This window comes from Pseudonocardia sp. P1 (genome assembly GCF_000178675.2).
Taxonomy (GTDB): Bacteria; Actinomycetota; Actinomycetes; order Mycobacteriales; family Pseudonocardiaceae; genus Pseudonocardia.
The window spans coordinates 2,547,867-2,561,717 of sequence record NZ_ADUJ02000001.1 but is presented as its reverse complement, the minus strand read 5'-3'; the positions used below and the strand labels follow the sequence as shown (position 1 = coordinate 2,561,717).

Sequence of the window (13,851 nt, the reverse complement as noted above, 5' to 3'; positions counted from 1 at the left end):
GCCGATGGTCACGCGATTCGTACGCATCCAGCTCATCGTGTTCATCGCCCTGACCGTGGTCGCGGCACTCATGATCAGCCTGGTCTACGTACGGGTTCCCAGTCTGCTCGGTGTCGGTCATGTGACGGTGACCGGGCAGTTCCCGGCCGCCGGCGGCATCTACCCGAACGCCAACGTGACCTCCCGAGGGGTCACCATCGGGAAGGTGACGGATGTCGAGCTCGTGCCGGACGGCGTCGACGTCACGATGTCGATCGAGGAGGATCGCGCCCCGGCTGCCGACTCCCGCGCCGAGATCCGGAGCGTGTCGGCGATCGGCGAACAGTACGTCGATCTCGTCGGCGGCAGCGGTGGTGAGATCCTGGCCGACGGCACGACCATTCCTCCGGACCGGACGAGCGTCCCGGTTCCGATCGCCGACGTACTGAACTCGACCGACCAGCTGCTGGCATCCGTTCCGCAGGACAAGCTCGAGCTGTTCGTGGACCAGGCCGAGGCCGCGTTCCGGGACATCGGTCCCGATCTCGGAGGCTTGGTGGACAACACCCGGGCACTCGTCCAGACAGCAGACGAGAACTACGACCCGACGGTCGGGCTGCTCAACGATTTCCCGCGTTTCGCCGACCCGCAGCTGGCCACGAGCGACGCGATCCGGTCGTGGACCTCGGACCTGGGAGTCTTCACCGACCAGCTCCGGACGAGCGATGCCGATCTTCGCTCGATCCTGACCACGGTCCCGAAGGCGGCGACCAAGGCCGAGAACCTGATCTCCTCGCTGAGCCGTTCGGTGCCGGACTTCCTGGACACCACCGGGATCGTCGCCAAGCTCGCCGAGGACTACCACATGCCGATCGAGCAGGTGCTGGTCGTCTACCCCATGATCATCGCCACGGAGCGGCAGGTGGCGCCTCCCGGCCAGGAGAACGACATCCGGCTCAACCTGGGGGTCAACGTGAACCCGCCGTCATGCACCTACGGCTGGGTGCCACCGGGCCAGCCGGGTGGTGGCCGGGACGCCTACCACACCGAGGACATGGATCTGCCGCCCGACTCGTTCTGCAAGATCCCGCAGGACGACCCGAACGTCGCGCGCGGCGCGCGCAACCTGCCGTGCTTCGAACCCGGATCGCCCCCCGGCCGGCGTGCTGCGAAGATCGAGGAGTGCGCAGGTGACGGCTTCGAGCCGACGGTTCTCGGCAACTCGCGCCTGGACCTCGACAGCCCTCTGAACAACCAGCCGATCTTCGCGGAGCCGCTCGCAGGCGTCGGTGGATCCGCTGATCGTCAACCGACAACGGAGGAGCAGACATGGGATGGCCTGCTGCTGCCCACACCGGCCGGTCCGTGACCGGCTCGGGAGACGGGGCCCGCCCGGACTCCTACACGGAGCCCGACGACGGTGTCGTCGACACGTCCGACCTTCCCGCCGATGCGGCACCAGGGGCCGACGAGGCCGGGGCGCCGCCGGCGTCCGGAGCGGAAGCCGCTCCGGATCCGGAGGCCGCGGAGCGGCCGGAGCCGGCCGAGGAGGCGACCCCCGCCACTTCCGAGGAGCCGGACACGTCCGGTGCAGAGCCCGGTCGGAAGTCGGCGCCGGCTCCGGTGAACGGAACCGAGGACGGGGCGGACACCACGACCGAGGCAGACGACGACTCGCCCGAGACCCGCGAGGGGCAGGAGCCGGAGGCCGACGTCGAGACCTCCGATGAATCGGACGGTGCCGGGCCCGGTGCGGCGTCCACCCTCCCGAAGGCGAACCCCGTCGCGTCGGGTTCCGGTCAGGAGACCGATCCGGCCACAGGCTCCGAGGCGGGGGACTCCCCGGCGGCAGGGATGGGCACGGGGGTCCGCCGGGGCGTGGCCGCGCTCGCGGTCTTCGCAGTCCTGCTCCTCGGTACGACCGTGTGGGCTGCCGTCCTCTGGTTCGGGGACCAGGCGTCCGAGCATCGGGAGGCGGCGGCGCTCGAGACCGCGCGCACCGCCGGCGCGGTCCTGACCTCGATCGACCAGGCCACGGCGGAGCAGGACATCCAGAAGGTCGTGGACGTGTCGACGGGACAGTTCGGTGACCTGTTCCGGTCGAACACCCAGGCCTACGTCGGTGTCGTCCGTGAGGGTGCCGTCAGCTCGACCGGAAAGGTGGAGGAAGCCGGCCTGCAGAGTGTCGACGGCGACACGGCGAAGGCACTGGTCGCGGTGAGCTCGACGGTGAAGAACAAGGCCGTTCCCGAGGGGGAGCCGCGGTACTACCGGATGCTGATCGGGATGGAGCACCAGGACGACGGACGCTGGCTCGTCTCCCAGGTGGAGTTCGTGCCGTGAGCAGGAGGAACGCGATGAAGCAGAAGCTGGGTGCACCGTTCCGCTGGTTCGCAGGACTCGCGGCCCGGCGTCCGGGTGCGGTCGTCGGTGGGCTCGTCACGGTCGTGGTCGTCCTGGCCGCGGCGACGGCGACGCTGTTCGTCCTGCACTTCCGGCACCAGGCGGACGAGTCGGCGACGGCGGAGGCGCACACCGCTGCGGACAGTGCTGTGGCCGAGCTGCTCACCTACGACCCGGAGACGATCGGCAAGAGCGTGGATCGCTACGCCGGGCTCGTGACAGGCCCGTTCGGTGACGACTACACGCGTCTGCTGAAGGAGGTCGTCGTGCCGGCGGCGGAGCGGGACAAGGTCGCCACCAAGACCGATGTCACCGCCTCGTCGGTGATCGGTGAGGAGAGCGGGACCGTAAACGTCCTCATGTTCCTGAACCAGACCTCGCAGTCGGCCTCCGCGCCGGCCGGCGCACCGGCGGGAAGCCGGGTGCGGGTCGCGATGGAGAACGTCGACGGTGCCTGGAAGATCTCCGGTTTCACTCCCCTCTGACCGGCTCTTCCCACGAAGGGGCCCGGCCGCGGATCGCGGCCGGGCCCCTTCGTCGTTCCGGGGACGCGGTACGGAAGTCGCACGGCCGCACCTGCGAGTGCTCGCCCGGGACCCGATGGCAGTCCGGACGGTGGCGGCGGACTGTCTGCGGACGGCGACGCCGAAGGGCCCGGCCGCTTGTCGCGGCCGGGCCCTTCGGACGTACGACGGGGTCACATCAGGCGGTCATGACCGGGTCCCTGCGGACTCGCGCGAGTCGAAGTACGACTGACGGGCCCGCTGGTTGCGGAGCGTGAAGCCGGATCCTCCACGGTCCTCGCTCTTGAACGTCTTCATCATCGTGCGGGCCGCGTTCTGGCCGGGCATACCGCTGATGCCGGCGACCGGGTGTGTCCCGGACCCTGTGAGGAACAGACCCGGTACCGGGGTCTTGTATCCGGCGAACCCGGCGACCGGCTTGTTCGGGCCGAACCGGGTGATCGTCGGATCGACGTGGTAGACGCTCCCGTCGATCGCCCAGAAGCGCTCCTGGAGGTCGGGCTGCGCGAGGTCCCGGCGGGCGACCTCGAGGCTCTCGACGCCCTCGTAGTAGAGCTCGGCATCGCGGATGACCCGCTCGGTGATCAGCTTCTTGGCCTGGTCCCAGCCGTCACGCGGGATGCTGGGGGTCAGACCGCTCCAGTACCAGAACAGGTCGCAGCCCTCGGGAGCGAACGACTGGTCGAACGCCGTGGTGACCTGGGCGAGGCCGGGCACATGTTCCGGCACGTCACCGCGCACGCACGCCCTGGCCGCGGCGAGTGCTTCCTCGTAGGTGTGGAAGCAGTTGCAGGCCAGACGCAGGTCGATCCCGTCGCCACGCCACTTCTCGTGCTTGGTCATCCGGATCCGGCCGCTGAGGGCGACGTTGAGCTTGTAGTCGGTGATCCCGCGCTTGATGGTGGGGATGTGGTCGGTGCGGACCTTCAGCTTCGGCGGGAGCACGTTCTCCGGCAGCAGGCGGCTGAACACCGTCGCGGGGCTGCACGCGGTCAGCACACCGCGGCGTGCGTGGACCTCCGCACCACCCTTGACCCGGACGCCGGTCACCCGGCCGCCGGTGACGAGCAGCTCCTCGACGGGCGAGGAGGTGACGATGCGGCCTCCGTCCGAACGGATGCTCGCCATCAGCGCCTTCGGCAGAGCGCCGGTGCCACCGTGGAACATCGCGACGCCGTACCGGCTCAGCACGCCCAGGTAGATCAGCGACCAACCGGACAGGTCCGCGTCGAACGGCATGAACGGCAGGGAGGTGAGCAGAGGAGCACGGATCATGTCGTGCTCGAAGCTCTCCTCGATCGCCTCCGCCTGCGAGGACGCCATCCAGCGGCCGACGGCAGCGAGCTGCTTGCGGTTCTTCGCGGCAGCGGCGACCGACTTCATGACGTTCTTCAGGGCGGGCCGGGTGACGTTGGTCTGCATCAACGGCAGACCGATCTCCACGGCTGCATCGATGACCTCGTACAGCTCGAGGAGCGCCGTGGCGTCCTTCTTCGAGAAGTACTCGAGCTCCGAGGCCGTCTTGCGGGGGTCGCGCCACAGACCGAGGGACGAACCGTCCGCCGCGAGCTGGAAGTGCGCAGGGTCGATGATCGTCTGCTTGAGCCCGAACCGGGAACCCAGACCGAGCTCCTGGTCGATGTTGGTGGTGCGGAACAACGACGCCTGGATCGACGCCTCGTTGATGGTGTACCCGGGAGCCTCCGGCTCCATCGGATTGGTCGAGGTCATGCCGCCGGCCGTCGGGCTGGCCTCGACGACACACACATCGAGCCCGGAGCGGGCGAGATAGGCGGCCGCGACGAGGCCGTTGTGGCCGGAGCCGACGACGACCACGTCGGCGCTGCGTGGCAGCTGGTTCTCGGATGACGTCACTGTTCGGGTCCCTTCCCGATCGACGGAGGCCCCTCCCCGGCGGGGAGCACCGGGGAGGGGCGCGGAGTGCGGACGCGCAGGTCCCCGGTCAGACGACGAGATCGTCGCGGCCGTCCGCCTTGAGCAGGTCGACGTACTGCGGGTACAGCTTCTTGCCGAGAGGGGAGAGGGACAGCAGCTTCGCCACGTTGCCCTCCACCTTCACCTTCCCGCGGGCCATGGCGAAAGGCAGGTTGACCTTGCCCTGCCAGTAGGCGTTGGCGGTGTCTGTCGTCATCGTGAGAACCGCGTCGGGGGTGGGGCTCCCCTCGGTGCCCTTGTGCACCTTGCGGTTGGTCATGTCGATGATCAGCGAACAGTCCGGGTCGGTGCACCGGCTCTCGAAGACCATCTGGGTGGCTTCCATCTTCGGCCCCAGCTCGGGGTCGGCGAAGCCCTTCTCGAAGATCCCACCGATGTAGCGGTACAGCTCGTCCTCGTCGGCGAAGCCGGCCATGGTGAACTCCGTTTCTGGATGTAGGAGCGGATCAGATCTCGGGGGCGGGAACGAGTCCGGCGGACACGGCACCGGTGATGCCGCCGTCGGCGACGAGAGTGGCTCCGTTGACCCAGCGCGACTCACGTCCGGCGAGGAAGACGATCGGCAGGGCGATGTCCTCGGCCTCGGCATGGCGGCCGAGGAAGGCACGGACACCCTCAAGGGTCTCCTTGCCCATCGATTCCTCGAAGTCGCTCAGGATGGGCGTCTCGACCGGCCCGGGGAGGACGGCGTTGATGCGAAGGTCGCCCATCTCGCGGACGGCGCCGCCCATGGCCAGCGTGTAGACCGTCGCGGCCTCCTTGGAGAAGTTGTAGGCGTTGCCCTGCTGCGGGTGGTCGCGGAACCAGGCCGCACCTTCCTCGAAGGACTCGGTCGCGATCACCTCCTTGTGCGTGTCGAGACGCGCCGGCCACTGGAAGCCGGCGGTCGACGACACGACGACGATCGCGCCGCCGGGGTTGATGCGCTCGAACATCGACTCCGTGAGGTGACGCATGCCGAGGAAGTTGACGGCGAACACCGTCTCGGGTGGGGCGGTGCCGGGGACTCCCGCCACGTTCACCACGGCGTCGACCGTGCCGTCGATCTGCTCCAGAGCGGAGTCGATGCTCGACGGGTCGGCGAGATCGACCTCGACGTGCTCGGTGACGTCGGCCGTCGGCTTGTTCCGGTCGAGGCTGACGACCGAGGCACCCCCGTCGATCAACCGGCGCGCCACGGCGTCGCCGATGCCGGACGCGGTGCCTGTGACCAGGCAACGCAGATCCCTGACGTCCATCCCGGCTCCTCCCTTGCTGTGGTCCGCGACGACGCGGACGTAAAAATTATTCGAAAACCGATTAAACCAGGTGTCGGCTCGGACTTCGACCCCGTCGTGACTCCTGGTCAGTGGGAGCGGGTCATCTGCTCGGTCGGGTGGTCGGTCCCGGCCGAGGTCGAGGAGGCATACGACCGGTGGATCGCTTCCTGGGCGGCGGGCGTGAGCTCGTGCATCATCGCCCGCACCCGCTCCTGCCGGCGACCGACGGCCTTCCGCTCGGGCATGCCGGGGGATGCCTGCAGCTGCGGCTTCAGCGGCGGCAGGCCTGCGAGCTCGCCCGCCTCGGCCATCTCCCGCTCCGCCTGGCCCGCGTCCTTCTCCTCCGACATCCCGATGGGACCCTCGCGGCGGCCGTTGAGGAACTGGGAGACGACCGGCTCCTCGGAGGTCAGCAGCTGCTCGCGGGGGCCGAACATGGCCAGGTGCTTGCGGTACAGCAGGCCGATGTTGTCCGGGATCGTCTGCGCGGTGTTGATGTCGTGGGTGACGATCAGGAAGGTGGAGTCGGTCTGCGCGTTGAGGTCGATGATCAGCTGGTTCAGGTAGGCCGTGCGCACCGGGTCCAGGCCCGAGTCCGGCTCGTCGAACAGGATGATCTCCGGGTCCAGCACCAGTGCCCGGGCCAGCCCGGCCCGCTTGCGCATGCCGCCGGAGATCTCGCCGGGCAGTTTGCCCTCGTCGCCGCGCAGGCCGACCAGGTCCATCTTCTCGAGGACGATGTCGCTGATCTGCGACTCGTTCTTCTTCGTGTGCTCGCGCAGCGGGAAGGCGATGTTGTCGAACAGGTTCATCGACCCGAACAGTGCGCCGTCCTGGAACAGCACCCCGAACAGCTTCCGCAGCTCGTAGAGCTTCGACTCGTTGCACCGGACGAGGTCGGTGTCGTGGATCATGATCGACCCTTGCTCCGGCTTGAGCAGCCCGATCAGGGTCTTCAGGAAGACCGACTTGCCGGTGCCCGACGGGCCCAGCAGCACCGACACCTCGCCCGGGGGCAGGTTCAGCGTCACGTCCGACCAGATGTTGGCCTTGCCGAACGACTTGCTGAGGTTGGAGACGGAGACCTCGACACCGGTCATGAGTGCAGCTCCTTCGCTGGCGACGACGACCTGTGGTCAGGCCGATATTCTCATCCGTATTAAACAACGAGCGAGGGCGTCATCCGTTGCTGTCGGCTCCCCGGGTGGGTGAGGTGGGGCGCTCGTCGACGTGGCGATCGACGGGGTCCGGCCGGGAGGCCGCATCTTTTCTCATCCAGATTCGTTTATCCGGGGGGCCGCGCCGAGGCGGCCACTGAGTGACGACGACGGAGGGGTGGCGATGACACCTCGTACGGATCAGCGCCGGGCGGCACACCGGCTGGCGGAGGACGATCCGCCGACCGTCGAGATGGCGCGGCTCGGCCATGACGGCGAACAGGTGGATGCCGGTCGCGGGCATGAGCGAGAGCCCGGGAACGCCGAGCGGTCAACGGCGGAGGAGCGTGTTGCCGACGACGGCGGCGACCCGGCGGGCGACCCGGCCGAGGCGGCGCGGAGTGGTGATTCGGCATCGCCGTTGCGCCGGCTGCGGTTGGCCGGTGCCCTGGCACTCGTCGCCCTGCTGGTCGCCGGGGTGTTCGGGGTGCTCGCGGGACTTCAGTGGTGGTCCGCGTCGGAGCGCTCGGATGTCCAGGATGCGGCCAGGTCGCACGCCGAACTCCTCCTGAACATCGACAGCGGGCGCTCGGTGGAGGACGCCCGCGCCGTGCTCGACGCATCCACGGGCGAGTTCGCCGACCTCTACAAGTCGACCGGGGACGCGTACTTCGCGGCCGTGCGGGACGGCGAGGTCCGCATGACCGTGGACTCTGTCGACACCGGTGTCGCCGCCGTCGACGGTGACACGGCCCGGACGTTGTCCGCGGTGCGTGTGACGATGCGCAGCATCGAGGACAGCGAGGGGACCCAGCGCAGCTACAGGCTCGTCCAGGATCTGCAGAAGGAGGACGGACGATGGCTCGTGTCCAGGGTCGAGTTCGGCGGATGAGGCGGTCGCCGTCGGAGAGTGGTGGACCGCGTCGCCGGCTCTCCGGCCTGATCGGTCGCGTACGGACCCTCTCCACGGCGCCGGTCCGTGCCGCTCTGCGCAGACCGGAGACGGCACGGAGAAGGCTCTTCCTCACGGCCGGTGTGCTGGTCGTCGTGGCGGGGTTGTCAGCGGCGACGTGGTGGACGCTCGGCTCGGTCGAGTCGCAGCGGGAGAACGCGGTCGCCGAGACATCGCGGTCGGTCGAGACCCTGCTCAGCTACGACTTCCGTGAAGGCGAGACGGATGACCGGCTGCAGCTGCTCGGTGACGGGTTCCGGGAGCAGTACGCCGGATCGCTCCGGGACAAGGTCGCACCTGCCGCGACCGCTCAAGCGTCGATCGTCCGGACCCGGGTCGCGGAGAGCTCGGTTCTCGACGAGAGCCGCGGCGAGCTGACGCTGCTGTTGTTCCTGGACCGCACCGAGACGTCCGGTGCGGCTCCCGAGCCTGCGGTGTCCGGAAGCCGCGTCACGGTGAGAGCCATCGAGTCGGGCGGGCGCTGGCTGGTCGACGACCTCAGGGTCGTCTAGCCGGCCGCCTCCAGGCTCCGGCGGGAGGGCGGAGGTTCCGGATCGTCACCCCGGACCTCCGCCTTTCAGGTCGATCAGGGTCGCAGGGCGTGGAGAACCATGGACTGCGTCGTGGAGATGATGGTCTCCAGGTCACCACGTTCCGGGTCCCACCATTCCGCAGCCCAGTTCAGGGCGCCGAGCACGACCATCCGGGCGACCCCGGCGTCCAGGTCCTCGCGCAGCATGCCGGTGTCAGCGAGATCGGTGATGAGCGAACGCCAGATGTCGTTGTAGGCGGTGATCTCGGCCCGGGCCCTCGCCCCCACCTGTTCGGGGAGCTGGTTGCCGTTCCGGATGATCGCCTTCGAGTACTCGGACAGCTCCAGCTCGTTGCGCAGATGCGCTTCGACCGCGGTGGAGATCTTCGCTGCCGGGTTCGCCGCCGGCGGCAGCTCGTCGAGCGCCTCGCGGAGGTGATCGAGCATCGCCGCGGCGCCCGCGTACATGACCTCCTCGATGAGGTCCTCGCGAGACGAGTAGTAGTAGTAGATCGCCGGGGCCTGCATCTGCGCTTCTTCGGCGATGTCGGACAACCGGGTTCCGGCGTAGCCCTGGCGGCTCAGCACGCCGGCAGCTGCGGTCAGCAGCCGTCGCCGGGTTCGTGCCGACTTCGTGTCTCCATCTTCGTGATCACCGGTACCGGAGGGGCGCCGGGGAGTCTTCCGGGGTTTCCGGCGGCTCACCGACGGTGGGGACGCCGTCGCCCCCTCATCGCCCGCGGAGTGAACCCGGTCCTCGTGTTCGCCGTTCACCGGCTCCGGCGAAGTCGCTGCAGCCACGTGCAAGAGTGTATTCACAATGCCGTCCTCCCTCGTCGCGGCGCGCTCAGGGACGGACTCGCCCGGCGATCTCCCGGCCGACGATCTCCTTCATGATCTCGGTCGTTCCGCCGTAGATGGTCTGGATCCGGCAGTCCGCGTAGGCACGGGCGACCGGATACTCGATCATGTAGCCGTAACCGCCGTGCAGCTGGACGCACCGGTCGGTGATCCGCTTCTGCAGCTCGGTGATGAACCACTTGCCCTTCGCGGCCTCGACCGGTGTCAGCTGGTCTGCGTTGAACGCACGGACGCAGCGGTCGACGTAGGCCTCGGCGACGTCGAGTTCGGTCTCCATCTCGGCCAGGGCGAAACGGGTGTTCTGGAAGTCGCCGATCGAACGGCCGAACGCGGCCCGGTCGAAGCAGTAGCGCGCCGTCTCCTCGTACACCGCGCGTGCGGCGGTGTAGCCACCGGAGATCAGACCGAGTCGTTCCTGCGGGAGGTGGCTCATCAGGTGGTGCATCCCGCGTCCCTCGGTGCCGATCAGGTTGCCGGCCGGAACCCGGACGCCGTCGAAGAAGAGCTCGCCGGTGTCCTGCGCGTGCAGCCCCACCTTCTCCAGGCGGCGGCCGCGGGTGAACCCCTCCATCCCCTCCTCGACCACGAGGAGGCTGAAGCCACGGGAGCCCGCGTCCGGATCGGTGCGCACGGCGACGATCACGAAGTCGGCCGACATCGCGCTGGAGATGAAGGTCTTCTGTCCGTCGAGGATCCAGTCGGCGTCCGGACCGTCGCCGTCCCGCCTGGCCGAGGTGCGGATACCCTGCAGGTCACTACCGGTTCCGGGCTCGGTCATCGCGAGCGCTCCGAGCATCTGGCCCTGTGCGAAGGGGGCCAGCCAGCGCTGCTTCTGCTCCGCCGTGGTGAGGTCGAGCAGATAGGCCAGGACGAGGTCGTCCTGCAGACCGATCGTCATCCCGAACGAGGTGGCCCCGGTCCGCGCGATCTCCTCGTTGACGATCATACGGAACCGGTAGTCGGTCTCACCTGCGCCGCCGTACTCCTCGGGTACCGCGAGGGCGTAGACGCCCTGCGTGGCCGCCGCCTTGAAGACCGAGCGCTCGATGCCGCCGTCACGCTCCCAGTCGAGGAAGTACGGCTCCACCTCCCGCTTCAGGAACTCGCGGACGGTCTCGCGATACAACTCGTGGTCGTCGGAATACAGGTCGCGCTGCACGGCACACCCCCAAGGTCGATGTTTCTAAGTTAGAATAGACGAAAGATCCGGTCCGTCGCTCGTCCGGCGTCATGTGTCCTTGGTCCCCGGCGGCCGGGACAGGCCGTTCCGGACGAGGAGCTGTGCGGTCCGGACGATCCCCGACAGGTCCCCGTGGTGGGGGCTCCACCACTCGCAGGCCCAGTTGAGGGCGCCCAGGACCAGCATCCGGCTCGCTCCCGGATCCAGGTCCGGATGCATCGCCCCCTCGGCCCTCGCGCAGTCCAGCAGATCGCGCCAGATCGCCGCGTACCGCCGTTCCTCGACGAGCTGCCGCTCCCGTGAATCGACAGGGAGCTGAGAGGTGTTCCTGATCGCCGCGGCCGCATAGTCCGACTCCTGGAGTATCACCTGCAGGTGCGCCTCCACTGCGAGATCGATCCGGTCGAGGGCCGCGGTGCCGGGCGGCAGTGACTCGAGGCGGTCCCGCACGTGTCCGAGGTGCCGGACCATCCCGGTGATCACCACCTCCTCGACGAGGTGTTTCCGGGAGTCGAAGTAGTAGTAGATCGCGGGTGCCTGTACCCCCGCTCGTGCCGCGATGTCCGAGAGCCGCGCTCGTGCGAAGCCGTCGCCGGCCAGGATGGCCGCGGTGGCATCGAGGATCCGTCGCCGGGTCTCCTCCGGGCGTTGCCGGTCGTGGGCGGTTCCGCCGCGTCCGGACCGAGGCCTGGCCGGGTCGTTCACGGCATCGACGACCCGCCGCCGACCGCCACCACCTGCCCGGTCACCTGGCGGGCGGTCACCTCGGAGGCGATCCAGGCGACGGCGTTGCCCACGTCCGTGGGTGTCGTCGGCCTGCGCAGGGCCTGTGTGCGGAGGATCGACTGCACCGCGGACTCGTCGAACAGGCCCTCGCGTCCCTCGGCCCAGACGCTGTGTGGGCCGACTTCCTGGTCCTCAGGGGGGAGCACGAGGCCGGGTGCCACGACGTTCGACCGGATCCCGAAGCGTCCGTTCTCCCGGGCGACGGTGCGGGCCAACGAGATCAGGCCAGCCTTGGTGCTCCCGTAGATGCCCTGCCGGACCGCTCCGAACGCCGCGTCGCTGGACAGGAAGACGACGGCTCCCCGGCCGGCCTCGCGCATCGGGGCGATCGCCGCCTGCGTGCACTCGATCGCAGCGAAGAGGTTGACCTCGACGGTGCGTCGCCACAGGTCACGGTCCGTCTGATCGGTGAACCAGCCGGGTGCACTCCAGCCCGCGTTGTTGACCAGGACGTCGATGCCGCCCCACAGTTCGGTCATCCGGGAGACGAGTTCCAGGCCGGCCCCCTCGGCAGTCAGGTCGGCGGCGAACGGCTCCGCATCGAGGGCACCGCTGTCGCGCAGGTGGCGCGCGGTCGCCGCGGCCTGATCACCGTCGATGTCCGCGACGAGGACCCTTGCCCCTTCCGCGGCGAACACCTCGGTGATCCCTCTTCCGATGTTGGCGGCTCCGCCTGTGACTGCCACGCGGGTGCCCGCGAGTCCGAGATCCACGATCCGACCTCCTCGGTGCTTCAGCGCGCACCCCCCGCACCGGGGGGCGCGCTTGTCCACTCGCATCATCTAATCTAGATTAAGAAAAATCTACCCGTCACTCATCGAGGAGGACCGGACCGAGATGACTTCACTCGCCTCTCCGGCCGGTGCGTCTCCCGGCGTCCCGGCCGGCGGCGCAGCGGCCGACGCCGCGGCCACCGAGGTCGCGCGGTTGCGCCGGACCTTCGCCACCGGCCGCACACGCTCGCTGGCGTGGCGCAGGGCTCAGCTCGCCGGGATCGAGAAACTCATCGCCGAGTGCGAGTCGGAGCTCGCCGAGGCGCTGGCCCAGGATCTCGGGCGATCAGCGCACTACGCCTGGCTCGGTGACTTCGCCTCCACCGCCGCCGAGGCTGCGTTCGCGCGACGTCATCTCAAGCGCTGGATGCGGCGGCGCCGCACCGGCCTGCCGCTGTCGATGCGGCCCGGGCGCGCCTTCTACCAGTACGAGCCACTGGGGGTCGTGCTGGTGATCGGCCCCTGGAACTACCCCGTGTACCTCACCCTGGGGCCGCTCGTCGCCGCCGTCGCGGCCGGCAACGTGGCGGTGCTGAAGCCCTCGGAGCACGCTCCTGCGACCTCGGCCGCCCTGGCCCGGCTGGTCCCGCGCTACCTCGACCCGGACGCCGTCGCCGTGCTGGAGGGGGATGCCGCGACCACCCAGGCGCTGCTCGCGCAGGGGGTGGACCACGCGTTCTTCACCGGTGGCACGGAGATCGGCAAGCGGGTGATGGAGGCTGCAGCGGCGCATCTGACACCGGTCACCCTCGAGCTCGGAGGGAAGAGCCCGGTGATCGTCGCCGACGACGCCGACGTCGAGGTCGCCGCCCGGCGCATCGCCTGGGTCAAGCTCCTGAACTCGGGCCAGACCTGCATCGCGCCCGACTACGTGCTCGTCGTCGAGCGTCTGCGGGACCGCCTCGTCGACCGGATCACGGCGACGGTCGCCGAGTTCCAGCGGGGCGAACCGGCTGCCCAGCCGATCGTCGATCGCCGGCAGCTGAAGCGGCTCGCGGGCCTGCTGGCCGATCACGGCGGCCGGACCGCGCTCGGCGGAGTCGTCGACGAGGACGCCGTCGCGATCGAACCGACCGTGGTGGTCGACCCGGACCCCGGGTCGGCTCTCATGGGCGAGGAGATCTTCGGCCCGATCCTGCCCGTACTCACCGTCGGCTCGGTCGACGACGCGATCGCGTTCGTCGACGCCCGGCCGAAGCCACTGGGGCTCTATCTGTTCACCGGGTCGCGGTCCGTGCGCGAGCGGGTGATCTCCGGAACGAGCTCGGGGGGCGTGGTGGTGAACCACCTCGCCTTCCACTGCCTGGTGCCGCAGCTGCCCTTCGGCGGGGTGGGGGACAGCGGGATCGGGGCCTACCACGGCGAGTGGGGATTCCAGGAGCTCAGTCACCGCAGGGCCGTGCTGGCCAAGCCGGCCAAGCCGGACCCGTCGCTGATGTACCCCCCCTACACCGAACGCAAGAAGGCGCTCATGCGCCGGTTCTTCTGA

14 protein-coding genes are annotated in these 13,851 nt (G+C 69.1%); 6 read left to right on the top strand and 8 right to left on the bottom strand.

All coding sequences use genetic code 11. The features are described from left to right. The first annotated feature begins 4 nt into the window (after positions 1-4). Genes PP1_RS11335 through PP1_RS11325 form a run of 3 tightly spaced genes read left to right on the top strand, consistent with a single transcriptional unit; the run spans position 5 to position 2,867 of the window. Positions 5-1,348, top strand: a complete 1,344-nt coding sequence (locus PP1_RS11335) for an MCE family protein (protein WP_010229060.1) — start codon at positions 5-7, stop codon at positions 1,346-1,348. Beyond that, positions 1,345-2,322, top strand: a complete 978-nt coding sequence (locus tag PP1_RS11330; RefSeq protein ID WP_010229059.1) for a hypothetical protein — start codon at positions 1,345-1,347, stop codon at positions 2,320-2,322. Before PP1_RS11335 ends, PP1_RS11330 begins: the two co-directional genes overlap by 4 nt. A gap of 14 nt (positions 2,323-2,336) precedes the next feature. Then, positions 2,337-2,867, top strand: a complete 531-nt coding sequence (locus PP1_RS11325; RefSeq protein ID WP_010229058.1) for a hypothetical protein — start codon at positions 2,337-2,339, stop codon at positions 2,865-2,867. 225 nt (positions 2,868-3,092) lie between these two features. Here PP1_RS11325 and PP1_RS11320 read toward each other — a convergent pair whose 3' ends face one another. From PP1_RS11320 to PP1_RS11305, 4 genes are all read right to left on the bottom strand, one after another. After that, the gene (locus tag PP1_RS11320; RefSeq protein WP_010229057.1) at positions 3,093-4,781 is read right to left on the bottom strand and encodes a phytoene desaturase family protein; all 1,689 of its coding nucleotides are present in this window, start codon (positions 4,779-4,781) and stop codon (positions 3,093-3,095) included. Between the two features lie 88 nt (positions 4,782-4,869). After that, entirely contained in the window at positions 4,870-5,277 is a 408-nt protein-coding gene (locus tag PP1_RS11315) for an SCP2 sterol-binding domain-containing protein (RefSeq protein WP_010229056.1), read from the bottom strand. Between the two features lie 31 nt (positions 5,278-5,308). Next, positions 5,309-6,100 carry a coniferyl-alcohol dehydrogenase gene (locus PP1_RS11310; RefSeq protein ID WP_010229050.1) on the bottom strand — a complete coding sequence of 264 codons (792 nt, stop codon included), beginning with the start codon at positions 6,098-6,100 and terminating at the stop codon, positions 5,309-5,311. 107 nt (positions 6,101-6,207) lie between these two features. Next, positions 6,208-7,221, bottom strand: a complete 1,014-nt coding sequence (locus tag PP1_RS11305) for an ABC transporter ATP-binding protein (RefSeq protein ID WP_010229049.1) — start codon at positions 7,219-7,221, stop codon at positions 6,208-6,210. Between the two features lie 130 nt (positions 7,222-7,351). Here PP1_RS11305 and PP1_RS11300 point away from each other — a divergent pair, with 130 nt between their 5' ends. Next, positions 7,352-8,170: a nuclear transport factor 2 family protein gene (locus tag PP1_RS11300; RefSeq protein WP_139323785.1), complete on the top strand. Its 819-nt coding sequence runs from the start codon at positions 7,352-7,354 to the stop codon at positions 8,168-8,170. Between the two features lie 155 nt (positions 8,171-8,325). Then, positions 8,326-8,742 carry a hypothetical protein gene (locus PP1_RS11295; protein WP_139323786.1) on the top strand — a complete coding sequence of 139 codons (417 nt, stop codon included), beginning with the start codon at positions 8,326-8,328 and terminating at the stop codon, positions 8,740-8,742. A 74-nt stretch (positions 8,743-8,816) separates the two neighbouring features. Here the strand turns inward: PP1_RS11295 and PP1_RS11290 are convergent, their stop codons facing one another. The 4 genes from PP1_RS11290 to PP1_RS11275 form a co-directional block, all read right to left on the bottom strand. Further along, positions 8,817-9,467 carry a TetR/AcrR family transcriptional regulator gene (locus PP1_RS11290; RefSeq protein ID WP_075314954.1) on the bottom strand — a complete coding sequence of 217 codons (651 nt, stop codon included), beginning with the start codon at positions 9,465-9,467 and terminating at the stop codon, positions 8,817-8,819. A 142-nt stretch (positions 9,468-9,609) separates the two neighbouring features. Beyond that, entirely contained in the window at positions 9,610-10,782 is a 1,173-nt protein-coding gene (locus PP1_RS11285) for an acyl-CoA dehydrogenase family protein (RefSeq protein ID WP_010229044.1), read from the bottom strand. 69 nt (positions 10,783-10,851) lie between these two features. Then, on the bottom strand, positions 10,852-11,508 hold the full coding sequence (locus PP1_RS11280; RefSeq protein ID WP_010229043.1) for a TetR/AcrR family transcriptional regulator: 657 nt from the start codon (positions 11,506-11,508) through the stop codon (positions 10,852-10,854). After that, on the bottom strand, positions 11,505-12,302 hold the full coding sequence (locus PP1_RS11275; RefSeq protein ID WP_010229042.1) for an SDR family NAD(P)-dependent oxidoreductase: 798 nt from the start codon (positions 12,300-12,302) through the stop codon (positions 11,505-11,507). Before PP1_RS11275 ends, PP1_RS11280 begins: the two co-directional genes overlap by 4 nt. A 124-nt stretch (positions 12,303-12,426) precedes the next feature. Here PP1_RS11275 and PP1_RS11270 point away from each other — a divergent pair, with 124 nt between their 5' ends. After that, complete coding sequence (locus tag PP1_RS11270; RefSeq protein WP_010229038.1) at positions 12,427-13,851, top strand: aldehyde dehydrogenase family protein; 1,425 nt, start codon at positions 12,427-12,429, stop codon at positions 13,849-13,851.

What these genes read in the sequence shown, in the direction of transcription:
- PP1_RS11310 (WP_010229050.1), bottom strand. Translation starts at nt 6,100, where the DNA reads ATGGACGTCAGGGATCTGCGTTGCCTGGTCACAGGCACCGCGTCCGGC.
- PP1_RS11335 (WP_010229060.1), top strand. Translation starts at nt 5, where the DNA reads ATGGTCACGCGATTCGTACGCATCCAGCTCATCGTGTTCATCGCCCTG.
- PP1_RS11315 (WP_010229056.1), bottom strand. Translation starts at nt 5,277, where the DNA reads ATGGCCGGCTTCGCCGACGAGGACGAGCTGTACCGCTACATCGGTGGG.
- PP1_RS11270 (WP_010229038.1), top strand. Translation starts at nt 12,427, where the DNA reads ATGACTTCACTCGCCTCTCCGGCCGGTGCGTCTCCCGGCGTCCCGGCC.
- PP1_RS11325 (WP_010229058.1), top strand. Translation starts at nt 2,337, where the DNA reads ATGAAGCAGAAGCTGGGTGCACCGTTCCGCTGGTTCGCAGGACTCGCG.
- PP1_RS11305 (WP_010229049.1), bottom strand. Translation starts at nt 7,221, where the DNA reads ATGACCGGTGTCGAGGTCTCCGTCTCCAACCTCAGCAAGTCGTTCGGC.